This window comes from Enterobacter sp. BWH52 (genome assembly GCF_001037565.1).
Lineage (GTDB): Bacteria > Pseudomonadota > Gammaproteobacteria > Enterobacterales > Enterobacteriaceae > Enterobacter > Enterobacter hormaechei_C.
On record NZ_KQ089854.1, the window covers coordinates 486,473 to 512,303 of the forward strand.

Annotated in this window: 15 protein-coding genes and 1 tRNA gene; 5 read left to right on the plus strand and 11 right to left on the minus strand. The window is 49.8% G+C overall.

All coding sequences use genetic code 11. The features are described from left to right. Positions 1-20: 20 nt before the first annotated feature. The 5 genes from SK47_RS02350 to dbpB all read left to right on the plus strand — a co-directional run bounded on the left by SK47_RS02350 (position 21) and on the right by dbpB (position 5,019). A complete protein-coding gene (locus tag SK47_RS02350) occupies positions 21-743 on the plus strand; it encodes a hypothetical protein (RefSeq protein ID WP_048243449.1) in 723 nt (240 codons plus the stop codon). Positions 744-849: 106 nt separating this feature from the next. Then, a tRNA-Leu gene (locus tag SK47_RS02355) sits at positions 850-934 on the plus strand. 680 nt (positions 935-1,614) lie between these two features. After that, entirely contained in the window at positions 1,615-2,571 is a 957-nt protein-coding gene (locus SK47_RS22835) for a hypothetical protein (protein ID WP_023295835.1), read from the plus strand. A 73-nt stretch (positions 2,572-2,644) separates the two neighbouring features. Continuing rightward, positions 2,645-3,895 carry a tRNA-guanine transglycosylase DpdA gene (dpdA, locus tag SK47_RS02370; protein ID WP_048243451.1) on the plus strand — a complete coding sequence of 417 codons (1,251 nt, stop codon included), beginning with the start codon at positions 2,645-2,647 and terminating at the stop codon, positions 3,893-3,895. Further along, positions 3,892-5,019, plus strand: coding sequence for a DGQHR domain-containing protein DpdB (dbpB, locus tag SK47_RS02375; protein ID WP_023295837.1), 1,128 nt, complete (start codon positions 3,892-3,894; stop codon positions 5,017-5,019). The genes dpdA and dbpB overlap by 4 nt, the downstream gene beginning before the upstream one ends. Positions 5,020-5,048: 29 nt before the next feature. Here the strand turns inward: dbpB and dpdD are convergent, their stop codons facing one another. From dpdD to SK47_RS02430, 11 genes are all read right to left on the minus strand, one after another. After that, a complete protein-coding gene (gene dpdD / locus SK47_RS02380; RefSeq protein ID WP_048243453.1) occupies positions 5,049-7,238 on the minus strand; it encodes a protein DpdD in 2,190 nt (729 codons plus the stop codon). Beyond that, positions 7,231-7,761, minus strand: a complete 531-nt coding sequence (gene dpdK, locus SK47_RS02385) for a phospholipase D-like domain-containing protein DpdK (protein ID WP_016538299.1) — start codon at positions 7,759-7,761, stop codon at positions 7,231-7,233. The genes dpdD and dpdK overlap by 8 nt, the downstream gene beginning before the upstream one ends. Before the next feature lie 12 nt (positions 7,762-7,773). After that, complete coding sequence (gene dpdJ / locus SK47_RS02390; RefSeq protein WP_048243455.1) at positions 7,774-12,204, minus strand: protein DpdJ; 4,431 nt, start codon at positions 12,202-12,204, stop codon at positions 7,774-7,776. A 4-nt stretch (positions 12,205-12,208) separates the two neighbouring features. Next, complete coding sequence (locus SK47_RS02395) at positions 12,209-13,030, minus strand: hypothetical protein (protein WP_023295840.1); 822 nt, start codon at positions 13,028-13,030, stop codon at positions 12,209-12,211. Further along, the gene (dpdH, locus tag SK47_RS02400; protein ID WP_023295841.1) at positions 13,027-16,182 is read right to left on the minus strand and encodes a protein DpdH; all 3,156 of its coding nucleotides are present in this window, start codon (positions 16,180-16,182) and stop codon (positions 13,027-13,029) included. Before dpdH ends, SK47_RS02395 begins: the two co-directional genes overlap by 4 nt. Then, positions 16,179-17,051, minus strand: a complete 873-nt coding sequence (dpdG, locus tag SK47_RS02405; protein ID WP_023295842.1) for a protein DpdG — start codon at positions 17,049-17,051, stop codon at positions 16,179-16,181. The genes dpdH and dpdG overlap by 4 nt, the downstream gene beginning before the upstream one ends. Continuing rightward, complete coding sequence (gene dpdF, locus SK47_RS02410) at positions 17,035-19,515, minus strand: protein DpdF (RefSeq protein ID WP_023295843.1); 2,481 nt, start codon at positions 19,513-19,515, stop codon at positions 17,035-17,037. Before dpdF ends, dpdG begins: the two co-directional genes overlap by 17 nt. Beyond that, positions 19,515-22,628 (minus strand): protein DpdE, encoded by a 3,114-nt coding sequence (dpdE, locus tag SK47_RS02415; RefSeq protein ID WP_232926619.1) that lies wholly within the window; start codon positions 22,626-22,628, stop codon positions 19,515-19,517. Before dpdE ends, dpdF begins: the two co-directional genes overlap by 1 nt. Positions 22,629-23,053: 425 nt before the next feature. Further along, complete coding sequence (gene queD, locus SK47_RS02420) at positions 23,054-23,419, minus strand: 6-carboxytetrahydropterin synthase QueD (RefSeq protein WP_048243459.1); 366 nt, start codon at positions 23,417-23,419, stop codon at positions 23,054-23,056. A 522-nt stretch (positions 23,420-23,941) separates the two neighbouring features. After that, complete coding sequence (locus SK47_RS02425; RefSeq protein WP_048243461.1) at positions 23,942-24,526, minus strand: class I SAM-dependent methyltransferase; 585 nt, start codon at positions 24,524-24,526, stop codon at positions 23,942-23,944. After that, a complete protein-coding gene (locus SK47_RS02430) occupies positions 24,526-25,539 on the minus strand; it encodes an HNH endonuclease family protein (RefSeq protein ID WP_048243462.1) in 1,014 nt (337 codons plus the stop codon). Before SK47_RS02430 ends, SK47_RS02425 begins: the two co-directional genes overlap by 1 nt. Positions 25,540-25,831 lie beyond the last annotated feature (292 nt).

Below are 25,831 nucleotides of genomic sequence, written 5' to 3' on the forward strand. Positions count from 1 at the left end.
CGAAAGGATAAGGATGCGAGATGAATAAAACGTGGACCCGTATTGTGATTGTCGTCATTGCGGCTGCCGCCGTGGCGTTCTGGGTGTTTTTCGACAGGCAGCGCGCCCCGGAACGGCAGATGGATAACGCCCTCAACGCGATGCCCGCCTGGCAGGTGATTAAGGAGCAGGAGCCCGCGCTGCATCAGCGCATCCTCGACCAGATGGCCGCCCTGCAAAAAGCGGGCGAGCCGGAGCAGCAGATTATCGACACCATCCAGCCGCAGATCCTGCATCTGCAGATGTCGCGCCTGCAGAACGCCCCGGACGCCAACGTGGTGAACTACATGACCATCAACATGGAGCAGACCGCTGCCATCCAGAAGGTGAGCGACGACGCCTGCTTCCGCTTCCTCTACCCGATGGTGAAGGGCGGCGTGAACCCGATGCGCATGCTGGATAAAGATCTGATGACGCGACGCATGCAGGCCGATGCCGACATGATGCGCGCGGCCTACGGCAAAAACCGCCACACCGTGACCCCTGCCGAACGCGAGGCGGCCGTCGAGGATGTGCGGCCGATTATGAAGCAACTTGCCGATAAGTACGGCGAGGACATCCAGCTGCTGCAAATGCCGGAGAAGGCAGTGGGCAAAGAGAAGCTCTCCTGCGATATGGTGCAGGAGATGTGGGCGAAGGTGCTGGCTCTGCCGGAGCAGAAGGCGGCGAGGGTGATACGGCTGGCGGTGTCTGAGCTGGAGTGACGAAGGACGCTGGTTTTTTGGGCACTTAGCGCGGGTTTAGCGCGTCGTCGCTTGCATGGCGGCGCGCGACAGGTATAATCCACAACGTTTCCGCATCCCCTTCAGTGCCGAAGTGGCGAAATCGGTAGACGCAGTTGATTCAAAATCAACCGTAGAAATACGTGCCGGTTCGAGTCCGGCCTTCGGCACCAAAAGATGCAAATCAAAGTCGCTTAAGGGCGGCTTTTTTTGTGTCTGAAATCCAGTTACTACAAGCTTTACCGTTTCTTTGTCTTTGAAAAACTTACAATTTTGTTCTAGGGGTAGATGAATCCAGTTGCGTAGGCTGCTTATATCCTTAAAGCTGTTCTTTTGAAGATGAATCAATCGATTTGAGAGTTCTTCCTAAATGCATGTTGGTTGAGAAGAATTAGTCTGATTGCCCTTATCATAAATCTTCAGAGTGTTTGGTAAACAAAACAAGAATCGATAATGTATTCTTGAATAGTTTCCAATTGTTTTTTATAAATAGATCAGGCTTCCTTTTAAGAGATGCACTATGAAGACTTTCGATACCCAACTTGCTATGAGCATTGTTTCGCATTCGACTGGCGGATTTAGCTATGACACCCTTGCTAGAGCATTGATTTCAATGGATAAAAGTGAAGACTCAACAAAATTACTCGAGAGTTGTAGGGCTTTTTGCCTTTCATTGGAAGAGAAAGGAATTTTGAGACGATGCCATAAATGCACTAACTCACAAGATGAATACTTTGAGTATGTTGCTCACTAACAATAACCAACCAAAAAAATCACGGTGAGTAGCAATTCGTTTCTTGCAACATCCCTTTTTCTGAGGTAGCTTTGGCTGCACAGTTTCAGGAGAGCGATTGTGAGTAACATCAATTTAATAACAACTTGCACAAATGGTAAAAACAGTGATGGCAAGGCTATATTGAGTTTAGCCCAGTATACCTCTGGGCAGACCCCTTCAAATGTATTGGTGAACTCTTGGTGTAATGCTTTAAATGAATCCCTAAAAACATCTGCTACAGTATGCGCAGTAGATCTGTATAAGGGGGGGCACTGGGCTACTGCTAAAGAAATATTAAAATCCTATCATATTGATTTATGGGTTGTTTCTGCTGGTCTTGGCCTGCTTCACTATACTGATCAAGTCGTACCCTATAAAGCAACATTTGCGATTGGGTACGATGAATCAATACCGCTATACTCTCGTGAATATGTAGGGAAATCTTTCCATAGAACATGGTGGAAAGAATTAACAGAGAGATCTCCATTCATTTCTGAGCATCCTTCATCAATTAAAAATTTGATGAAAAAAAACAAGGATCACTATTATATTATTTGTGGTTCTCCTGATTATATCAATGCCATTGAATTAGATATCATTAATGGTCTTGAGTATCTGGTTGATTCTAAAAAGCAATTGCTAATTATTACATCAAAGGTAATTAACGACAGGCTGATGAGTTATTTATTTAAAACTAACCATGATATGGCTCAATGGTTAAAGTGCAATATGCTCATGCTAAATGTTAGTATGGCAAAGCATATTATTCGTGAGTTTACTGAAAGAGGCTTAGATAATTTAAGCGATTTTTCTCAGAGGTTATCAACAGAATTAAACGAATTGCCTGCGCGAGAAGTAAAAAAAGGAATTAGGCGTAGTTCTGAAGAAGTTGAGTTGTACATTTTGAAAATTTTGCAACATCAACCAAGTATCAGTGCAACACAGGCCCTGCGCGAGTTTCGTGACTCAGGGAATTCATTCGAGGAAAAGCGGTTCCGTGTGATTTTCAAGGGTTTGACGGGTAGTAAAGCTTGATGCCACTGGTCAGGTTTTCATGATAGAATCTTCCGTTTTTTGAGGCTTTGCAGTGGCGTCACAGGAGAGTAAGTTGTCGAAGCTTAAATATTTTTTCCCGGATAGTCAGGATTTTATCGATCCTAGTTTCGACTTCTTCCATGAAACGCGAAACGAACATCGCGTTCGCCAGCGTGACGATCATTATCCACATGAGGTATTTTCTCGGCCTTATGACGGCATGCTGGTTTCGAAAGCAGTAGTTGACGGCCTTGGCAGTGGAGAAAGTAAATATACGCGAGCCCAGCGCTTACGCTACTTCCGTAATGGCATGAAGCACTTCTTCCGCTTGCCGGAAAGTATGGAAACTATGGGTGATTGCGGAGCCTTCACCTATGTTAACCAAGATGTGCCGCCATACCGAGTGGAAGAGGTCATTGAATTCTACGAAACCTCCCGATTTAACCATGGTGTTTCTCTTGATCATATTGTTTTTGGCTATGAGAAACCTGGTGAGATATTCAGTGGAGAAGTGTTGGCTGAATGTCGTCGACGTCAGGATATCACGCTGACCTTGGCTCAAGAGTTTTTAAACAAGTCTCAAAAGTCCTGTTTCACCGCCTTTGGCGTTGCACATGGATGGAGCAAAACCTCCTACCGTCAGTCAGTAGAGGCTCTGCTGGCCATGGGATACAAAAATATCACCATGGGGGGGATGGTGCCGTTGAAAACGGCGCAGATCCTTGAGACTCTCGAAGAGATTAAGCCACTGCTGAAAAGTGATACACGTGTTCACTTGTTAGGTATTGCTCGTCCAGAGAGTTTCGCCGACTTTATCAAGTTTGGTGTGACCAGTATTGACTCGACTACACCGCTTCAGCAGGCCTTTAAAGATCGAAAAAATAACTATCATACGCCTGATGGCCCGGCCTATACCGCTGTGCGAGTCCCTCAGTTTGATGCGAATCCAAGTTTAAGCCGCAAAATAAAATCTGGTGTGATCGATCAGGATATTGCTCGGCATCTGGAAAAGGATGCCATGAATGCCCTGTTCGAATACGATAAAGGGGCTTTGTCCCTTGAGAAAACTCTTGAGGCAGTACTGGCTTATGAACGCCTGCATTCAGGTGAAAAAGAGGCCGATAAAATCCGTGCGGATTATGAACGCACACTGGCTGAACGTCCTTGGAAACAGTGCCAATGCAATATTTGCCAGGCTATCGGTATCAACGTCATCATTTTCCGCGGAGCAGAACGTAACCGTCGCCGCGGTTTCCATAATATTCAGGTGTTGTACAACCGTTTACAGCACACATTGTCATTACGCTCAGAGGAACTGTCATGAGTGAATATCGTGTTCCCGCCCTGCGAATCCGACAGGGTGAGGAGAGGCAACTCTATAGCCTTGCGATAGAAGGTAAACAGATCAGCAAAATTGCAGCGATTTCGCGTATTCGTCGCGGCGAAGAGAATTTGGTTGGCTATCAGCGTCCAGAAGTACGTAACCATATTCGCGAAATTCAGCGCTATATTGAGAGCTCAAACCCGATGATACCAAACCCGGTGATTATCGCTTTTGATAAGCGTGTGCGTTTTGAACCACTTACAGATAATGGCGACATGGGGCATCTGGTAATACCTTTCTCCGAAGATAAGGATTTTGAGAAGCCAGGATTTATAGTGGATGGTCAACAACGTACCGCTGCTTTGCGGGATGCGGAAATAGACTCGTTTATGATGCCGGTATCTGCATTTATCGCTAATGATGCAGAAGAACAGCGTGAACAGTTCATGCTGGTTAACTCCACAAAACCGTTGCCCAAAACGTTGTTATACGAACTGGCACCGCATACCCACGGTCGTTTGCCATCCGATCTGCAAATGCGTAAGTTTCCTTCACTGCTAACTCAACGACTGAACTTCGGCGAAGGTCCACTTGCAGGGCGCATCAAAACGGCGACCAACCCTGATGGGGTTATTGCTGACAACTCGATGATCAAAATGATCGATGCCAGTCTTCGTGAGGGAGCATTGTATCGCTTTCGTGACCCTGCGACAGGGTTGGGGGATGAAGGGAAGATGGTGAAACTGCTGAATAACTTCTGGTCGGCTGTGGAAACTGTGTTTACTGATGACTGGGATAAAAAGCCTCGTTATTCCCGCTTGCTACATGGCGTTGGTATTCTTGCGCTTGGCAGTTTGATGGATGAAATCGATCAGGTTCATCAGGACTATAAAGGTGAACCAGGCTGGACTGAGATCCCTTCCTATACTCGTTTTGTCGAAGAGTTAAACCGTATTAAGCCGCTTTGTGCATGGAGTAGTGGCGTGTGGAACTTCGGCACAGATGTTGATGGTCAGCCTATTGTTCGTAAATGGAATGAACTGCAAAATCTTTCAAAAGATATATCTTTGGTTACTGATTATCTTGTAACCAGCTATATAAAGACGGCAAACGCAAACATCTAAAAAAATAAGGGGCGAATGCCCCTTATTTTTTATACGTCAATACTCATGGGTTGTTGAAGACGTGCAACAAAGGCATTGAGAATCGAACCAGCACCTTTACCTTCAGGATAAATGAGATCGCGACGATGAGGCGTTATCGCATACAGTGCCTGATGTTTTGCGCTCGCAGCGGCAAAAATAAAGTAATCAGCCTGTTTTGCTAAATTGACCAGCTTATCCGTTGCGTTATGGTCATGATTCACATCTACTCTGATCCCCTGAAACAACACTTCAATCATCCCCTTGGCCCGGCGAGCAGCTCCTTCTGTCAGGGTATAAATGGCGACACGTTTGCCCGAGAGATCCGGAAGTGTTTCAGGCTCGCTATCATCGCTTCGTGCCGGTTCCGGAGGAAACGCTGAATCAGCACCATTGCCCAATACGTTGATGGCCAGACTACGCATGATGGCTCGGGTTGAGTGATCGAGGCGCGGCCATACACCAACGGCAAAAGTCTGAATATCCATCCATAGCGCGTTTCGTGTGGCGTTATCGTGCTCCGGTGCATCAAGAAACAGTTCGATCATCTCTTCAAGCGAGGTCAGATTTTTAAGTGAACTGCAGCGCTCAATAATGAGTTGCAATGTAGCAACAAAATTCTGGTATTCAGCTAGGGTGAGAGGACCTTGCAGGAAATATTCGGTTGCTAGGGTCGCCAGTTTGATGTCCGCCGGACTGACGCTTTGTTCCATCGCCAGAACATCCATCCATTTCAGCCATGTTGTACTCTGCAATTGCAGCTGGTTTTTCCCCAGCCACTCGATAAAGGCGGGCATGGCGTTGCGTAGTGTTGAAAAGGCATGCGGCGGAAAATCCTGCGCCAGCAGGTGAACAAAAGCCGATTCTTGGAAGGAGTCGACTGGCCAATGCTCGCTCTCCAGCGCGACAATTTGCATCAGAGCGTTTCTATCGGCATCGGGTTCGCGCAGGCGCGAGAACCAGTTGTCCCAGCCGGTGATGCTCGCGGCAGTAAGCCGGTTGATGCTCTCAATCAGCGTTTTTAGAAGAGGGGTTTTCTGAGCTTGCTCATACAGTTGTGGATCTATCTTGCTGAGCATCTCAGCATAGCTCCCCAGCGTTTCGGCTGTGGCTGTCAACGACGTTTGTAGATAACTGGCCAGAGATTCAAGTGTTGTTGGCGGCAGCGACAACGAGACAGGAGATGAGGCTGGAGTATCGTACGCGGTGCTCTTGAGTTCGGCCCAGTGCTGTAATTCCTGAAGCCATCCTGATTTCAGCGTGTCAGGTATCATGCTGAGCAGGTTTTGTTCACCCACCAGCGCCACGCCAATCGCCCAACTTCTCCAAGAGTTAATTTCCCCTTCCTCGCTTCCTAGCAGTGGAACCTGCGTAAAAAGCGGTTGGAGGGCAAGGAAGGCTGGGCGCAAAGCCGATGGCGTCTCCTGCGTGTAGCTAAGGGCATCATGGCCCAGATAGCGGTGCTGATAAGCGGCAAGCAGCATTCTGGTCAGCGACGAGGGAATGCGTCCTCTGATCAGATCTGGCAGGTCTTGGTGGTTTAGCAGGGCATCCCAATTTTGCCATTTCCCGGCCTGCTGAAGCTCAAGTAGCAATAGATTGCGTTTGGAGAGCAGACCGTTATCACGCAGTTCTTGCAGAAAGTCATTGCTGGCCTCCACCTCTTTTTGATTTGTTGCCAGCATGAAATCGCTAAGGATACGACCAAACGGGCGCTTGCGGGTGCGAACGAGAGATGGACGCTTTCGGAACAGGTCAATCAACTCTTTCAGGGCGGCAAAAACCCGCGTTTTTGCCTGCTTATCCTCACGTTTACCTTCCAGCAACTCAATACGAATAAACCCTGCTGGGCTATGTTCGAGCAATGCGGTTTCTGCCGTAAAAGTCGGGCCAGAAGTCGGACTCAAGTAAATTCGGCGGTCGGGCTCAACGTCAGCTGAACCAAGCCGGGCATTGATAACTTTGGTGAGTTCCTGCAGGGTGCGCTCATCTTCTGCCATCGCGAAGAAAACCCAGTGTTGGCGGTCGCACCAAGGCAGAATAATGGGCCATTCACCGTCAAGCGCGCTCTCCACAAGAGGCAACAGCGCATTTTTCTGCTCAGGCGCGTAAGCACCGGGGGAGTCGCTTAGCAGTTTATCAAGGCTGAGCAAATTGCTTTCGCCAAAGAAGGCCCTAATCCAAGAGGGGATATTATTCATCACTGTCACCGAAGGTATATTGTCCACCGAATTCAATCAGTGCGTCAGAAATGAGGGTTTTGTTGCTGGAGAACAGCAAATGCTCATCGTTAAGGTTCGCACCGCTCCAGGTATAGTTCATCGAACCTTTCAGAAAGAAGTGCTTTGTTAACATGCCTTTGGCATGTAAGTTCTCATAATAGGAGCATTGCATATCATGATTCGGCGAAAGTCTTGCCTGCAGTCGCTCAACGAACACTTTGTTAAGCGTGTCCGGGCGAGTGACTATCCTGAGTGGACAGCCGTTATTCACTGCCGTCGCCAGAAGCTCCTGGAAACTGACCATTCTGGCACCCCACGACGGATCAAGAAAACTCCATTGCCCCCCGCGATTATCAATGACGTCAAAATCGCTCATCCATGGCGAGATCAGCCAGATGAGTTCAGGGTACAGGATAAGCCCACTGAACTGCGCACTCAGTACTTCCCTCAGTTGTCGCTGTCCGAGAGGTCCATGGAGAAATATTTGTCGTTGCTCTTCCATTCATCGTTCTCCTTACTGCAGGGCTTCAGCCAGTTCGACTCGCAACACGATGTTGCCGCCTCGATAGTCGACGGCCCCAATTCTCGGGTAGAGGTGCAGGCCGAAATAATCGACAGGTACCAGTTGTAACGCGGATACGGTCTGTACCACCTGTTGGCGGGCTTCCCGGGGGATCAGTAATTCAGCAAACCCTTCGCGAGAGATCGCCGTGTGGATCTGCGAAAGCCAGTCGCTGTCTGTCACATCAATCTGCGTCGCAGGTTGCCAGAACAAGGTGCTGAGCAGCAGCCTTTCCGTGAGTTTTGGCCCGTTATCAAAGGGGTTGTAGTAGCTGAGTATCGACTGGCGGATAGTATTGCCACGCTGCCACAGCATGCCCTGAATCTGGCAAAAACGTTCGAAAATTTTTGTGACGTTCGCTCCGGGAAGTTCCTGAATTGCCTGAGTATGGGCAAAAATGTTCAGGTTAATTTCATAACCGGCTTTGGCCTCCAGCGCCCGCCATTCGCGCAGATAGTCCAGCAAGCGCCGATCGTGAGAAAGCTGGCTGCCAGGGCGAAGGATGCGGGTATGCAGCACAGACATAAAGCTGTGAGAAAGCGCAAATCCTTGTTTTTTTAGCTCAGTACGTAGGTTTACATTCGCAACCCGACGATCATGATGACTCTCCGCCAAGCGTAAATCGTTCAGCGTCTGCTGCAATGTGGTGTTTGAAGGGAGTCGCGAGAGCAGTTCGAAGAGATCGTCATCGATCTGCTCGTAGTCGCTGGCGGCAAAGCTACGAATAAACAGATTCAGCAGGGCGACCGGATCGCCGTGGAACGCTTCTTCGAGGCGGGTGATAATCCCGCAGCCCCCAGGCTCTGATTCGGTGAGCCAGATATCGAGTTGCTCCCCATCAAGAACGGCGTCAACAAGCAATCCTCTGTCGTCCACCTCAGGCAGCAACATATGGCTGGTCTGTTTTACGGCACCTGAGAAGGTGCTTATCAACAACGTCTGGAGCCACTGGCAAAAAGAGGCATTTTGGCTGAGGTCGTCAGTTAACACGGCGCTATGCGTATCAAGCATTGCAAGCAGTTCCGGCTCGTTGAACAGGCTCCTCAACTGCTGCTGTAGCTCCTGGCGCTCTGCTGAGCCCTCTCCATCTTCGTTGTTTTCAAAAATATTTTCGGCCTGGAACAGCGAATCGGCAATTGTCGCCAGCGACTCTCTGCCCTCCGGCGTGCGCAGAGCGTGAATTGCATCCGCGAGGTCTGTGCTGCTGACAATTTCTTTGGTCAGCGCCGCTATATAGCACTCGTAGATCCAGTCCGCGGTGAAACTGTCATATTCAAAACGAGCTTCACTGCTAATACAGTGGCGGAAATAGAGCGTTCTGAGAGACCCGGCTAACTTTGTATCATTCATGACCTGCTGATGCAGTGCGGAAGGCAGCGTAAAACTCAACTTCATGCCATCCACCCACTGGCGGGCACCAACTGCGACCGGGTGACCGTTTTCGACCCATCTAAAATTCACCCAGGCCTGCTGTTTGCTTTTACTCCGCAGCGAAGCGCTGGCGGCGGTGGCATAACGCGTCAGCTCAAGGGGGGTCATATGTTGATGTGTATAAAACGTGGCGGACCGCAACACTGTGCTCCATGGCCCCGCGGGGATCGCCATCGCTTCGGCATGGGCATCTGCGGAAAAGTGAGTGTGCCACGTCAACTGAGAATTACTCTTCTCCGTCAGATTCTGTTTGAAATCAAGAGCTCGGGTAAGAATTTGCAGAGGACGAATGACTTTTAGCTGCGATGCATCCGCAAGGGTTACCAGACACTCCGGCTGCCAGGTATCACCAAATGCCTCGTTGATCTCGAAATCGACGTCTGAAACCTGGTTCAGTTGCGGCACAAAATTGTTTGGCACCAGCCAATCGGCTTCCAGATCCGAATAAATGGCGTAGCGCTTGGAGATGCGGCCCGGTGCAAACTCCTTCAGGCCTTGAATAAATGGCAGATTTTCATATTTCGCAAAGCGGCGTTCAAGCTGGATGCTCAGTTCAGGCAAGTTCAACTCACTGAAGAGGGCTGCTGGAATAAACGAAGGTAGTGGTGAACGCCCCATCGATCTGTCTGCGCCGGGAATACCCATCAGCGACCACCGGGTGGTCAATTGGCGCTTCAAGGTCGGGAGCATCTCCATCATGATAGAGCGCGGCGGAGACCACATAACGCGCTGAAGTTGCGGCTCGGTTATTTTGAGCGCGTAGAATAAGTATTGTTCCAGTTCCTGCTGAGAGACATTCTTTTCCAGCACGGCGGAAATCAAAGTGAGTATGCGCTCTAGATGCCCTTGCTGCTCTTTGCTTTTGGGCGGATTGTTCAACAATGACCAGATGTTACTGCCAGGAATCTTCATGCTTAGCCAGTCCAGAGTTGCCATCGCTGCCTGCATTTTCTGGATATGGATATTGCCTAGAGGAAGCGACTGGCCCTTGATTTCCGGTGTCACCAACTCCTCATAACGTTGGTACACCACGCGATCGCGACCGAATTCTGACAGCACGACCACCATCCAGGGGCGCATGGTTCTTGAACGCCCGGCACGGCCTTTGCGTTGCAGATAAGAGGCGACATTGCGCGGTGCTTTATGCTGAATCACTACCCCGACTGAAGGATCGTTAAAGCCGACTTCCAGCGAGGCGGTTGCTACGACAATGTCGGCTTTAGGATTGACTCCAGCGTCCTGGCTGGATGTCCGCGCCACTATGGCACGATCGTGACCATCAAGAGGATGCCCAATATCGATCACCATTCGCCAATTTTGACCGGCAAGGGTCAATGCGTCGAGAGCACCACTGTTTTCGTTACGCTGAGCTGCGAGCGGAGTTTCGTTAGGCAGAAGTTGTTGTCCGCGCGTACGCCACCCTTCGGCATCGCAAAGCTGGTGGTAGAGGCGGTTATTGATATCAAGATCGTCGGTAAAGACGAAGGCTTTGCGACCCCAGGTGCCGTGCGACGCGGCTTTGCGGGTATCCATAATCCGGCGTGCCAGCATACTGGTTTGGATGGTGGTTGAGAGCAGAGCCGTTTGCGAAACGGGATCGCCCCGCAGTGCCAATAGATATTCAGCCCCTTCGTCTACCATCTCCTGGAAAGTGGGCTCAATGAGCATGACATGTTTTTTGTTGGCTCCTACCAAGTCTGCGAAGAACCGCTCAGCATCGCTCAACGTTGCCGAGAGGCCAACAAAATGCGGGCGGCAGCGCGCCAGTTGCATCCAGCGACGAAGTAGATAGGCAGTTTGCGCGCCGCTGTTGCCTGAATAGGTATGGACCTCATCGAGCAAAACCACCGGCGGTGCAATTACGTTCATGCCGACGCCGAACAGATGGCTGGCCTTGTTGTTGCCTAGATGCTGGTTGAGCATTTCAGTGGTGGTAAACAAAATATCCGGTGGGTTATTCATCAATGAGACGCGGGTGAGCACCACTTCATCTTCACCCACGCTGTGCGTGCAGTGCGTACAGCGCAAGATCTCTTTGCCCTGACGGATATCTTCCGCTTTCCAGCGCATTTCGCCTTGGCATTTTGGAGTGCTGCAGCGTAGCAGATCAAAAGGAAGATCTTTGTCTTTATCAACGTACTGGATGCTGTACGGCGTATCGCCAAAGAATGAGCCAATGCGGATTTTTCGCCCTGAAAGTTTCTGTGCCTGGGTATCCACTTCACGGCATTTTACCCAAGTCTCCATAAACTGATCTTTAAGCAACTCTTTACGCGGATAAAGAGCCAGTGAGCGAACCCGCGCCGAGCAATCGCGTTGCAGATCGTTGATAAGTGACGTTAGAGCAGGCAGATAAAACGCCAGGGTTTTACCGCTGCCAGTGCCAGCACATACGATGGTGGCGGTTGCTTCTTTGGCGTGTGGGTGGCGGCTGTGAAAATCCCATGCCCTCAGGATGCGCGCCGTCGCCTTGGACTGAAAACCGGCTATGGAGAAATCACCGATAAGCGTTTGCAGGGCCTGACGTTTAATGTCGTTCATCCACTCAACGTTGGACCATTGATTCAGTACCTCTTCAGCCGGATGTATCCTTGCCGGGTAACTGCGCGGGCGGCGTATAAAGCGATAGTCAGCCACCAGCGACCGCGTGCGATTCAACTGCTGGCCGCGAAACCACTGGCGCTGATGGCGAAACAGATGAACAGATTCCGCCATACGAGTGCGATAAAGCCTCATTCCCTGAGTATTGGGGATGCTAAATAACATCGCGGCGTCTTGAAGATCCTGCATCAGCACTTTGCCATTATCATCAGGAAAATGGTGGGCAAACAGGGACAGAATATCCGCATCCGTAAAGGCACCTTCCGTGTCTCCCCAGACTAGCAACTCGGCTTCGCGCCCTTCGAGCACGTCCAGCGCCGCATGCAGACGACTTATATCCTCAACAGTCATGTCACTATTTCCTTGTAATCACAAAGTCTTCCAACATGTCTTCATCTCGAAGCCACTCAAACACTTCTGTTGTCAATGCGCTCAGCGTTGGTTTGTTTCGCTGCGGGCCATTGATGCGATCAAGGAAGTTCTGCACCGCTTCTGGCCAGTCAGTTTTCATCATGCCGCGCAGGGTGTTCAGGTGCTCCGCCATTGCCCGGATCTTTGTCACGCTCTCGCCGTTCTCAGGCAAAGGTTGGATCAAGGTGTCAAACTTGTCGCGCAGGCTTAGGTATTCGTCAGCAATCTCTTTCAGTTTCTCGAGTTTCTGCTGAGCATCGAGGGTTTTGCTGTCTACCTGAATCTGCTGATGCAGGATTTGTTGCCACTCTTCCCATGCGTTTTTCAGCTGGTCGCTCAGAGTGCGGTGCAGGCTGAGCGCCTGGCTCACGCAGTTGGTCAGGGAGTCATTCTGAATGATGTCATATGCTGTAGGTTCCTGCGTTGCGACCACTCCATCCAGCGGTTCATCCGAGGCTTGCGTATCGGCAGCTACTTGGGTCTGATTATTCAGCCAGCGTCTCCACTGAGACAGCAAGTTATTGACACCGTTAACCACATTTTTGAGTTCATTTCGTTGATCTTCTCTCCAACTGACCCTCAGTTCAGGAGGCAGAAGTTGTAGGGCCGGGTACTGGTATTTAAGGCGACAATAATGCCCAGCGACGGTGTCAGTTTTTGAGAGCACTACGCCGCATTTCTCAATAATCTGCGTGGCTTTACTTGCTTGGACGCTTAAATCCAGTTGCTTCTGCATCTCTGCAAGCTGTTGGCGTAATGTACTCATTCATTCACTCCAGAGGCGCTGATATCAGCCGCCAGATTTTTCAGTCGCTCTTCAACTAGCGTGCAGGCATTTTTCAGTTTCGGTGCGTCACCCTTACTGTTTATCTGCTGTAGCGTAAAGCTGATTTTCGATTGAATATTCTGCCATTGCGCAAGAAGGTTACCGATACGGCTGACGTAATCACCATCCAGATGGGAAATGTCATGCCACAGCATGAAGGCATCTTTCTGTCTGACGAGGGAATTAAGCGTGAGCAGCGTGTTCAGGCTGGCCTCTGCGTCTACTCTTAATGCTTCAATTTCACCCAGCAACCATGATGAGTTTCTGATCTGCTCGGATTCCGAAGGGTAATATTGGGTACGTACCGCTTCGATAAACATCTGCCACTCATCGAGAAGGGCAATGAAGTCATCCTGATTTTTTATATTTTCAAAGAGTTGTGCATTTTCGATAGTTGATGCGATCTCTTTGCGGGCTGTCTCTGCCGCACGCTGCACATCCGCTCCAAGCGGTTCCTTCTGGATCTCTCGCAACGCGGAGGTTACCACTTCGGCTTCAAGTGCTCGGACTGAGGTGAGCCCGGAACTTAATTCAGGGACGGCAACCAGAGAAAGCCATGCGTCGCGGGCGTCGTCCCACCCCTGAAGTGCTGCCTGCCGGGCTTCAGCCACTTTTATGCTGGAATGTGGTTTCTGGTTGGCCTCGAGTCCGTAGAAACAGAGATCGGATGGGCTTGTTTTGATTGTTCGTCCTTGATTCTTACCCTCAGTTCGACCGACGCCTTTCTGCGTCAGGCAAAGTGCATCAATGAGCTCCGTCGGATTTTCTTTGCCAGTCAACAGGCCCAACAGCAGCGCTTTTTGGTAATGATTACGCAGCGCAGGCTTCAGTTTCCGCGCCCGGGCATGGTTGATTGCAATCTCCGCGGTCTGCGGCACCCACCAACTGGCAAAGTTTTCATAGTGGGCGTAGTCTTCCATAGCTTCAGGGTAGCTAAGCCCTTCGCTTAAGTTGGCGTAATGCTGGATACGCAAAATCGCCAGCGACACGTTGTAGATCTCTATCCTGCGTAGCGGATCGTTGAGGTCTTTGAGTTCATAGAATTTCACAATAGCGTTCGAGGGATCTGAAGCCGCCAGTGGCAGGCTAATCAAAGGATTACGCTCAATCAGTGAAGGTCGCTCTGCCATACTGGAAAATTCCACTTGGGCATAGAGTTCATAGCAATTGTTAAGTCCTGCGCGCAGATCACTGGCAATTAATTGAGGTAAAACGGTTTTTTCATCGACCCAGGCTTTGAGATGTTTGATGAAAGCTAGCTCAGATTTCGGTTCAGGTTTAGGTTCAGGAACTGTAATACCGGTTGGTTTGTTAAGTTTTTCATCATCGTTGCCTCCTGCTGGTGGGGCAGAAATTTTACCGTTAATACGTTCGGCCAACTCAGTGAGACCAAAAGCTTTTGCTACTCCCGGCGGCAGTTGATTGCAGACTTTTTCCCAAGAGTCGCAGCCATAGCTCCAAAGTGCGGTCAATGACGCTGCACTGGTAACTCTGTTTCTGGTTAACTGATTGATGTTGTGAAGTATTTCTGTGCCAACGTCAATTCCTGCAAGGTTCGGCGGTGGAAATAGCCCGCGCTCTGCCTCAACACGGCAATCACGCAAAATATCCAGCAGGATACGGTTAATCACAATTCGTGGGTTAAAAGTCAGTTGGCCGCTGCTGTCACGGCAGTTTTTATCAGCCAGCGCACGGATAGCTTCGCGGTTAAACGGGAACAGCGGAACTTGCTGTTTGTCTGTCATACCAAAGTCCGCCAACCATTCCGGCTTTTCTTCGTCTTGCCAGACAGTCGGCCAATTTGCCTGGTTTTGCGCCCGCGACTGCTTCAGCGCCGTTGCGCCATGGCGCGCTGCATTCAGATAACGACCGCACAGTGACACAATACGCCCTTCGTTGTTGTCTCTGTCGGTGTGCTCAATGATCCACTCGTAGCCCGCTCGTGTCATCAGCGTTTCCTGACGGCGTTTGTAGCCCGGATAGTTATCGGTAACGGCAATAACCGAATGCACCGGGCATAGTGTTTTCACTCCATCACGCATGCCTTCTTCGATCAGACTGTCAATCAGTACATCTTCAATGGCCGAAATAGCTGCCATATCTTCCACCAAGATCACAAGGCGGCGATCTTGTGCGAGCAACTCACGGCGAATCTGCTGGAACAACTCCTGGAAGTTACCGCCGTTGAATGTAAAGAGTTTGGCAAATAGTGATTTTAACGCCGCATGCATCGCTTCATTCAGAACGCTTACAGCCTGAATGCGGGCTTTTTCATTATCATGTTCATCAATACGCGAGTGTCGAATATATTCACGAGCAAGCGACGACAGGTCATCTATGTTGTCTTGGAAAAAGAGATCGGCGGGTGCCAGTTCGTAATTATCGTGATCCTCATCCTCCTCTTTAAGCCCATCGCTCATTCGACTGGCGCGTTTATAGAGGCAATGATCTTGTTTGAGCAGATTCAGCTTAAAGTTAGGGTCAGTAATCAGGTTGCCAATGCCGTTTTCGACTTCTTCAATGATGGCTTCGAGTCGGTTCAGAAGATCTGCCGGGATCTCTTTCCCTTGCGATTCGTAATCTTGGCCGATCTTCATCGCTTCGTTATACATGCTTTCTAATTGATGAGACATCATGGTCAGCATCAGATCAGCGAGATCTTTAGCGGAGTGTTGTTCAGCCACATCATCAACACGCTTACGCGCGTCATCAAAAATTCCACCGTGCAGATTTTTCAGGATCAGCAGCAGAACCTGACGCAGGCTGGCGTTTTTCGGAATACGGACAATTTCCCACTGTGCCAGTTCGCCGTTTGCATGCAGATGGCTTTTTAGACGACAGTCAAGCCAGCGCACCAGATGTGATTTCCCCATCCCTGAACGGCCGATGAGTGGGATAGCCCGCTCGGTGGTGAGCAGCTGTGTAAACATGTCTTCGTCGCGGAGGGCTACCTGATTGTTGTTAACATCACGACGGGTAAGCACCATTGGCTCATGTACCGCTAGTAGTACATCATCCTGCAACTCTTCGGCTTCGTTACGGATGCACTGCTCGATATTTTCAAGTGACGGCCAGTAGTTCATGATACTCATTGTGCGGCCTCCCTGAGACGGACCTGGCTGACTGGGCGAATCTCACCATTGGGCAATTGTAGCGATAATGATGCGGCGTCATCGCTCCCAACGATCAGCTGAATTTTCTGGTCGATTTCCAAGCGACGCAGCGCAAGTGATGTGCTGGTGCTGATATTTTTACCTTCCGGAGCAGACCAGTTGCGTTCGCTCATGATCTCCTGCATTTTTACCCGGAATTCACCGCCGTCCATCATTGGCATCACTTCAGCCATATTGGCCATGAAGGTTTTAATGGAGAGGCTATTTTGTTCGCCAAAAATCTGCGGCAAAAAGCACTGAATCGCCCGGGTTGGATCGGTATAGTAGTTCTGGTCCGGCGCTAGTTCCAGAAAGCCCAAATAGCGTCCATATTCCCTGACCAGCTTTTCGGTATTGGAGTTAACGGTTTCGGTTGGAAGCCATCTTTGCAGTTTTTCAGTGATGATATTTGGGGCCAGCGGTTCCTTGCCGCCTAATGAGTGCTGCTGAAGATTCATCAAACAGGTTAGCACTCGCCACAATGGTTCACATTCCTTACCTTCAGCGATACCTTTTTCTTTGCAGGCATCAATGGTGCATTGCAGCACGCGCTGATAGAGCGGACGAGTCTCATTGGGCTGCGGCAGAATCCTCTCTTCTTCCATAGGCCAGAGTCCCAGTCGGCACCAAAAGGCGAGGTTCTCTCTGATTTTTCCCCAAGCGTTATCGTTAGCGGGCAGGTTATTGGGCCGATAGCGAGCCACAACCGCTTCCGGGGAAAGCGGTGCCTGGGCATTTTGTACAATGCGATCAAATAAGGGGATCAGCACCAGGCTGCTTCCTGGGTTTGCGTTATTGATGATTGACATGCTGTAGTTGCCTGATAAAAGTGTCCAGGGGTTGCGCGTTGCCTGCGCTTTCCCACCATTTTCTGTAAGGATGCTGCGGATCGGCCAGGTGCTGCGGGGCGATGATGATGCGTTCATATCGCGAGGCCGGTAGGTCCGGTAGCGCAGTGGCAGTGTTAGACACAATCACAATTTCCGCACTGTCCGAAGTGGGTGCAGCAAGTTTTTGCACGCACCAGAAGCGAGAGATGGAATCCAAGGCGCGTTCCAGATGCCTGAAATCGGCCTTATCTGCTCGGATGGTCTCGTAATCGCCAGAGCCGATCAACTGACGAAGCGGTACGCGGAGTTCTGATAGAAGAGCCCTCATTTCCAGTTCATCGGTGTAATACACTTTCCTGACGGCACCAGCGAAGCGCGCTCGTTTCTTCGGCGTCGCTCGTATAATTTCCACATCGGCCCCAACTGTTGGGGAGAACGCGCCTTTACCCTGAGCCCGACACCCCGGGCATCCGCCGCAAGTGATTTCTGGCGCATGGTGCTGATAAATATAAAATTTTCTTAGTATCTGGCACAGGGGAGGTCGAGGGTCGAGGATCCACGTTTTTAACAAGGTAAATGCCGCGCGGCGCTTAGCTAGTTCTTCTTGGCGGGCCCTATCAACAAAGGTGTTCCAATACTCTTCAGAGTGGTGCGAGTCGTTGCAGTGGCGAATATGCACTTTGTTGTAATACTGGGCAAACCAGTCGTGAACTGCCTGAGCGTTTTCTTCTTCATCTTTACGCAGGTTTTCTGGCAGCTCAGGGGCTGCGAACACCAGCTCAATCAGCCCGGTGCGCTGCATCAATAGTAAGGTTCTGCGATTCCAGGCTTGATTTCGATCGCCCTGATAGTCGATATGATCGGGTTTAGTATCCAGTGAGATGCTGTAACTGGCGATGTCGCTGGGCTGGTACCGCTTAAACATGGCCATCCAACGCTGGTAGCCTTTTTCGACGCTGATAAGTTTTTCAACCGAAAGGCTTTCTGCCGTCTCCATTTGCGCACTATGCCAGACCAGATGCGCCTGGCAGGCTTTGCCATCACGCCCGGCGCGTCCACATTCCTGATAATAGCGATCGATATTTTCCGGAATGGCGGCATGAATGACCGAACGGACGTTGCTTTTATTCATTCCTACCCCAAACGCCGAGGTGGCAACCATGATGTCCAGTTGGTCGCTTGCCCATTGTGAAATCAGTTTTTTGCGAGCTAGGGTTTCCGTGTCGCCATGGAACAGGCCAACACGCTGGTATTGCTGTTGCTGAAGTCGGAGATGCCAGTTTTCCGCTTCTTCCTTCGTGGTGCAATAGAGGATGAGCGGGCGTGGGAGCGTCATTAGCAACTGCTCCACGCGCTGCTGATGCGCACCAGGGGTGGGCTCAGCATGTACGAAGTATTCGGGTTCGGGGCGCAGGAAGTTCGCTGTAATCTCAATCAGTTCGCTGTCATCTGAGCGGAACTGCTCAACAATCACATCACGGGTGTTCTGGCTCCAGGTGGCGGAGAGCAGCAGGGTGCGAAAACGGCATCCGGGCTGGGCTTTTAATGAACGAATCAGCGGCGCAATCAGCTGAAAATCAGGGCGGAATTCAGCGCCCCACTGGTCTATTAGATGGGCTTCGTCGATAACGACGGCACCTATTAGGTTATTTTTCGCCAGGTCAAACAGTACCGGAACCAGCGACGATTTTGCCGCCTCCGGCGAACAAAAGAGCACGCGCTGTGAGCCGTTTCTCAACCGCTCTTTCAGCGTCTGGCGCGTTGTGTGATCCTGACCGCCAACCCAGGCATAGGTTCCTCCGTGATCCTGCTCAGCCTGCCGCAGCATGTCCCGCATAAAATCCGCTTGTTCTATGGCGAGGGCGACCGTTGGGACAATCACCAGCGTTAACGAACCGAACGGCGCACTGATGGCCTGGATTTGCGTGATAAGGCTTTTACCGCAGCTGGTGGGGAGATTCACCACCAGAGTGCTGTTGACGTCGGAGGTGAGCAGCGTGCGGATTGCCGCCTGCTGTCCGAAGCCACGGTAGTGCGTATGGGGGGTGTCGACCAGCAAGTTCTTGAGCGCCGGATCCATTTCCGGCTGCAATAAGTTACGTCGGGTTCGGCTCTGGTAAGTGGCCCGGGTGCTCGTCAGGTCCGCTTCAGCAGCGAGTGACAATATCTGTCCCACGACGGATTTTTCCAGCCCCCAAAGTGGGTCTGGGGTCTCCGTCAGCGACGGTGGAGAAGGCAGCCAGGGATCTTCGATGCCGTTCACCTGTGCAGTGCGAAGGGCATCGGCATAGCCGGCAAAAATATCATTCAGGCCTGCAGTAGGGTCGATGATGATGTTCATTAACCGCAGGAAGAAGGGATTTTCAATCCCCTCTTTGAAGGTAACGTCATCGGTAAAATAGGTGGTTAGCGCAAACTGCAGACGTGACCATTGTTCCGTCATCAGGCGACTCCAGATAAAATATTGCTACTGCAAAGAATGATCGCTTTTACCGACATCAGCTGGATATAAGCGTTGGCTTGAGACAAATCACGCTGTTTTTGCAGCGCTTTATCATATACCTGCTCAACCTGTTCTTTCCACGCATCAGCGGAAATCAGCTCTTCAATTTCTTGCCATCTAGTGGCTCGCAGATTGAGGTCCACATAACTTTTTGTGGCAGAAGGGGTCTTGCTGTACTCGCTGTTCAGCATTCCAAGCAGTTGTGGATTTGTCACCTGGGAACCGTCTGCAGCTACCCACTCCTCAACAATGCGTGGCGGCTCCAGTTCATCGCATTGACGAAGAGTGGCGTAAGGGCTTAGCGGATCGCAGCCAGTAATGAGCCAACTCATCTGAAAGAAATAGCGAGGTTCATTTAGTTCTGCGTTAATCATACGTAGCATCGCCACCGAACTGCCCCGCGCGTCCTGATTCAGTAACCGCCAGATCGCATCGACGAAAGGTTGGCCGTAACGCAAGGGATAAACCGTTGTCCCGTCAATGGCAGGGATACGTTCTGCACTCATTAGATGGGTAGACGGTGGATTGCCTCCCTCTTTGTCGAAGCTGAGCATGCAGGTTGACAGAAAAGTTTTAAAATCTACCAGCGTCCCAGAACTGCGTTCAGCTAGTTCAAAACTAAAACGCATCCCTTCTTCAGCATTTCCTGATGAACGGAAACGCAATCCTTGAGAGATCCACGGCGTAAGTGCTTTACACTGTTCTGCTGCAATGAGATCGTCATTACTAAGCTGCTGAGCGAAAAGTGCCGCTTGCGAGACTTCTTCATCCATTGCCAGCAATTTTTCCTGCATGTTGATTTTGTTGGTCTCTCTGACCAAAACGCCATTTTCACCAGAGAATTCTGCCGTAAGGTTTCCCAGCACTTGTGGGCCTTCGATGAACAGTCTGTTCCAGGCATCACTGATATAATCATCTAGTACGAACTGCAGACTGGCGATGGTATTGTTAAATACGCCAATGCTGTTCACCAGAATATCGGCCCACTGATTGCGTAAGCTATCGGTCACATGGTTTTTTAGTATCATGCTTTGAACCGGTTTGATACCACGCAGGTTGGCGCTATAGCGGTTGAGACGACCCAGACGTTGCTCAATCCGACTGCAGGATCGCGGCAAACCATAATGAACGGCCAGACGACGTCCTCCGTGGAGATTCAACCCATCCTCGCCGCTTCTATCGCACAATAGAACCCGAACGGGGTTTTGTGCTTGAGTGAACTGTAGTGACTGGCCTGGCTGATAGCGTTCTATTGGGTAGTCCAGCAGAATGCTCATTTTGACTGACAGGTGCTGCGCTAGTTCAGGACGATCGCAGAAGACAATCGCTTTGCCATCTGGAAATTGATTTAGCCAATCATTGAGCGATGCGGCCAACATATTGTCGATAGCTTGTTGCTCATTTTTAGCCGTCGAGACGATATGTTCCAGTAAGGCTTGCTCATCCTTGGGCAGTCCCGTTGACTCTGTGAGAATGGCTTTTGCCCGCTGCAGAACACAAATCGGACTGGAAAAGAGATCGTCAATCCAGGCGATGTAGTTCGCTTCTTTTAACGACCAATGCTGGTTTTGCGGTAGTACGGCCATAGCGCGATACTCTTCCAGCAACTCATCCAAGGTTAGTCCTTCGGTTTGCCAGTGAGATTCCCTCACGCCGTTTAGACCAGGGAAGAGAAGATCCAGATTCAGGTTTTTGCTTTCATCCTGACTCAGTGCAACCTGACGGCGATTTCTCAGCAGACGGTGGTGGATGCGGTAATTCTCGCCAAGATGTAGTCTTATCGCTTTAATACCCGCTTCACGTTCAGGTGTTGGTTGAGAAAATCTCCCGATCAGTGGAAACAGTCCTTGGCATAACGTTGCCAACTGATGGTCGTCGGGGAATTGCACCAGAACCTCTTCAAGGTTACGGCGAAGACTAATATTAGACACAGATGGAACTAGAGAAGAGAAAACACCGCCAAGGCTTTCACGGTTTTTCACTAGTTCGGTGAATGCATGCAGGTGGTTTTCATCAATCTGGAATGCTTCCGGGTTGATGCAGTGCAGCATCGACAGGAAGTTGCGCTCATGGCCATGCAGCGGCGTACCAGTGAGAAGCAATGCGTAATGCGCTTTCTGACATGTTTGTGATATCAGTTTGAAATCATCACGCTGGTCTTCGTCCGTAGACCACGGCCAGTCTGCAATTTGATGGACTTCATCAATGGTAATCAGGGATGGTGAGAATCCTCTGCTCAGCAGGAGGCATGCCTCAGAATAACTACAGATAACAATCCCCTGTGCAGAGCCATCTTGCTTTAACAAGGAGAGCATCGCCGAGACACCAACGAGCAACTGTTTTAGCTGAAAACGTTCACCTAATTCTTCCCGCCACTGGCTGACGAGTTGGCCTGGCACGGCGATAAGCATACTGACATGCCCCGCTTCTTCCAAGGCATGTTCACGGATAACCATACCTGCTTCAATGGTTTTCCCAAGACCCACTTCATCCGCCAGAATATATTTCGGCGTTTTATCTTGTAATACTCGCCGTACAACGGCCAGTTGATGCGGTTCCAGTTCGACGGCGCTGCTGGAAATGGATGCTAGACCCCTGCAGGAAGCGCGTTGTTGGATGTAGGTCTTGATGAAGGAGTGTCGGCGAGGAAAGAAGAAGGGGGCGTCATTGGCCTGGTAAGCCAGAAAATGTGCAGGATTAATAGGTTTATCGGGTGATTTGTTCAGTATAAAGATCTTATCGATAGGCAGCGTCGTTGCGTCATCTTCGCGAAAAATGACCAAATAATCACCATTAGGTCGCGACCCACCAAATCGAGCGCGCGTCCAGCGTTGACTTTGTGGTTCAAGGCAGTAGACGACAGCCTCTTCATGAGGAATCGTCGGCGTTAACTTCTCAAGGCTAATTGTAACCTGACGTGTATAGGGGTGTGCAGGTGACTCAAAAAAAGCAACTGCTGCATTGTTTTCGTCAATATCAATGCTGATAACTTTTCCGATACCGTCAAAACTCTCGGAAGCAACCAACGACCCTATAGGTAATATGTTCATCATCACAATCCTTGAAATTATCTTCGCATGTATGATTTGTGCGAAAAATGAACAGTCATGGGATGAAGTAAGGGGTTTCCATGCCTGAACGACACACATTGAGAAGCAAAAGTTCAGTCGATACTGACAGGATACTGAGATGAATCCCATATTCAAGTGAAAAAAATCAAAGTTCTTAGTAGATTCACAAATAACACAGTAAGTGAATAGCTTTCTTTGTAGTGATTGATTTCTATACGTAAAACCCCATTTCCAACTACTATTTTTCGTATTAGTAGTATCGAGTTTAACTTAAGACTCATTAAATTGATCTGAACTAGGTGATTAATCAATTGCAATATATGAAATATTCTTGCTGTAGTACTTACATATAACAATGGGATTTTAAAAGAATAGATAGCCAATATAATTTTGGCTATCTAGATAAGTTATTTTATGCCGCGATAAATGCAGCCTGCAGAGCATGTCTCTTTCACGACGACTGCGCTAAGGATCGGGAGTTGAGGTTTAATCTGATTCCAAATCCATTCAGCAAGCACTTCGCTGGTAGGGTTTTCCAGGCCTGGAATGTCATTGAGATAGTAATGGTCCAGCCTATCCAAAGTAGGTTTAAAAATCGCTTTTAGTTCGGCGAAATCAATAATCCAACCAGTGTGCTTATCCACATCACCGGTTATCTCGAGTCGCACGACAAAGGAATGTCCGTGTAAGCGACCGCATTTGTGGCCTTCCGGAACATTCGGAAGACGGTGTGCGGCTTCAAAGGTGAAATCTTTGTATAACGTAGTTTTCATAGTGACCTCATTTTTTTGTTATACAGTAACAATAAGAACCAAGATCTCCTAGCATTTCTGAGTTAGCTGCCACTACTCTTTTGATAGACAAAAACAGTCCGGTCTGGCTATACCGGACTGTTTTCGATTGTGAGCCTTTAGGCGGGATGGGCATGACGCTAAATTGTGGGTTATCGGTAGCCACAGCCGAACGTTGAACACTTTATTTGATGCCCTCTTAATGGTGTTAAAATGGTGGAAAGGAAAAACCTCAAGATTTTCAAATGGTCACAGTTGCTAGTTGGCTGGCGGCTCAAGTACATCAACTCAGGAAGTAACGTTCACCATGTAATCGGCTGCATATTGTGAGCATTACCAGCCGACTTTACTGACCCTGGGAAAAGGAGGTCTGGTCTAAACCCTATCAGGTAAAAGGGGACATTTTCTATCTGTACTTCAATGCCACCACGGGTGAAGTTGAGCTGACCAAGGTGATAAATGACTGAGTTAATTTACTCCGTATCGATTAGCACCGCCTGATAATCAAGCGGCGTTTTTTCGTAATATTCCATTCAGCCATGTCTCATCTCTGTCCGGTCGGTTATCCTGCGTCGCCCACAGCGAAGCGCTCTCCATCCCCGGAACCGTCTTCAGCAACTCCCGCAACCCCTCTTCATCCAGGTCCGTAAACCGTCTTTCACCCTGCACCCGCTCACCGTTGCCATACTTAAACGACAAGTACCAGACGCCACCAGGTTTAAGCGCATCCGCAAGCTTCTGCATCACCGCAAGCAACTCAGAAGAGGGGACATGCAGCAAAGAGGCACAGCACCAGATCCCATCGTACTGCGCTTTACCGTCGATCTCTGAAAACGTCATCAACTGCACGGGTAACCCGGTATGTTGCCTTGCCAGTTCCACCATCGCGGAAGAGGCATCAAAAGCGTCCACCTGATAACCCATCTCATGAAAGGCTTTTGCGTCCCGGCCAGAACCGCAGCCCGCATCCAGAACCCGGGCACCATGAGGCAGATGTTGCGTGAAGGCGTCGTAGAGCGTGGTCATATCGACATTGACCGTGCCATCGAAGAAATCCTGTGCGTGGTTCTGATAGTAGTGAAGTGTCATTAAAACGTTGCCTCGCCTTCCGCATTGGGTTTCCAGGTATGGATAAGTTTGTCCAGCGCGGCCTGCCAGTTACGCTGAAGAAAGCTTTTCCGTGCTTCAGGACGCTGCCCTGTCTGTAGAACAATCGTCTCATGTAACGGCAGTTTGCTCTGAATAAAATACTCATTGCGGGTGTGTAACCGCTGCAGGAGCCTGAGTTCGGGAATGCGTGCCGACTTGCCTTCAACGCCACGGTTACAGCACCGGCAGGCCAGCACTAAGTTCCATACGCCGTTAATATTGCTCACTTCTTGGCGGGCAGCCCAGGGAATAAAGTGGTCGACGTCCGCCAGTTCTGCGTCTCCCGGTACCAGACTTATGGGTTTAAAGCAGTAAAAACATCGTCCTTTCTGGTAACCATTCAGGCTGTCGCGACAGCTGGTGATGTCTACGCGACGCGAGTTCACCCTCGTAAACAACAGCTGATTATCTTCGTCAAACTCCACGCCCACAAGGTTACGCGATATCCCCATCGACCATGCCTGTTCCACCAGGTTCCAGCGGGCATTGGTTTCAAAGGCGAGGTTTTTATACTGCAGGCGCTCGCCCAGTAAATAGAAGTTATCCGTCAGGCGGATCCCGTTGTGGGTTTTACGCTCATCAAGGAAAAAACGTTTATCGATCTCGCCCTGGTTCACGTAATGAAAGGCATCAATCACATTGTTAAAGCCAAGGCGCACCGTCGCTTCAATGAGTTGGGCATGGGTGATTTCACCTCTGTTAAACTTCAGGCAGGTTTCCAGAAATTGACTGCTGCGGGAGGTGATCTGTTTTGGCGCATGCTTCAGGTGCTCGCAAAGATAGCGGCTGAACGGCACGGCAAGCTGGTCGAGCGTAATCAAATCGCTGCCCGTTTTATCCACTTCATACAACGCTGACGCCAGCGCAAATTTGTAAGATGCGACGTTCCTTCCAAAGAGGATCACTCCACGCCAGTAGTTCTCAAGCGTCGGATCGGCCTGATAAAATTCCATCGATGAAGTCCTGTTACGGTTGGCTGGGCAGGGCGTTACTTAAGCCTGTAACAGGATCACATAACAAAATCAGGGTGATGTAAATCGTTAATCTATAGCTTTGATGAATTTTTGAGAGGTTTGAGAAAGGTGTGGCGGCAACCGATGCGGCATTAGCGCCAGGTTTGCGAACGAACTGATATCTGGAAGAGTTGAGTTGAAGTGATTTTCAGTCCGACGCTATGCCGTTTCTCGAATTAAAAAATACCTACTGTTATTTCCTGAATCCCCCTCGCATTTTTAAAATTTTCCA

Coding starts and splice junctions, on each gene's coding strand:
- SK47_RS02350 (WP_048243449.1), top strand. CDS start 21: ATGAATAAAACGTGGACCCGTATTGTGATTGTCGTCATTGCGGCTGCC.
- dbpB (WP_023295837.1), top strand. CDS start 3,892: ATGAGTGAATATCGTGTTCCCGCCCTGCGAATCCGACAGGGTGAGGAG.
- dpdD (WP_048243453.1), bottom strand. CDS start 7,238: ATGAATAATATCCCCTCTTGGATTAGGGCCTTCTTTGGCGAAAGCAAT.
- dpdK (WP_016538299.1), bottom strand. CDS start 7,761: ATGGAAGAGCAACGACAAATATTTCTCCATGGACCTCTCGGACAGCGA.
- dpdJ (WP_048243455.1), bottom strand. CDS start 12,204: ATGACTGTTGAGGATATAAGTCGTCTGCATGCGGCGCTGGACGTGCTC.
- SK47_RS02395 (WP_023295840.1), bottom strand. CDS start 13,030: ATGAGTACATTACGCCAACAGCTTGCAGAGATGCAGAAGCAACTGGAT.
- dpdH (WP_023295841.1), bottom strand. CDS start 16,182: ATGAGTATCATGAACTACTGGCCGTCACTTGAAAATATCGAGCAGTGC.
- dpdG (WP_023295842.1), bottom strand. CDS start 17,051: ATGTCAATCATCAATAACGCAAACCCAGGAAGCAGCCTGGTGCTGATC.
- dpdF (WP_023295843.1), bottom strand. CDS start 19,515: ATGACGGAACAATGGTCACGTCTGCAGTTTGCGCTAACCACCTATTTT.
- dpdE (WP_232926619.1), bottom strand. CDS start 22,628: ATGATGAACATATTACCTATAGGGTCGTTGGTTGCTTCCGAGAGTTTT.
- queD (WP_048243459.1), bottom strand. CDS start 23,419: ATGAAAACTACGTTATACAAAGATTTCACCTTTGAAGCCGCACACCGT.
- SK47_RS02425 (WP_048243461.1), bottom strand. CDS start 24,526: ATGACACTTCACTACTATCAGAACCACGCACAGGATTTCTTCGATGGC.
- SK47_RS02430 (WP_048243462.1), bottom strand. CDS start 25,539: ATGGAATTTTATCAGGCCGATCCGACGCTTGAGAACTACTGGCGTGGA.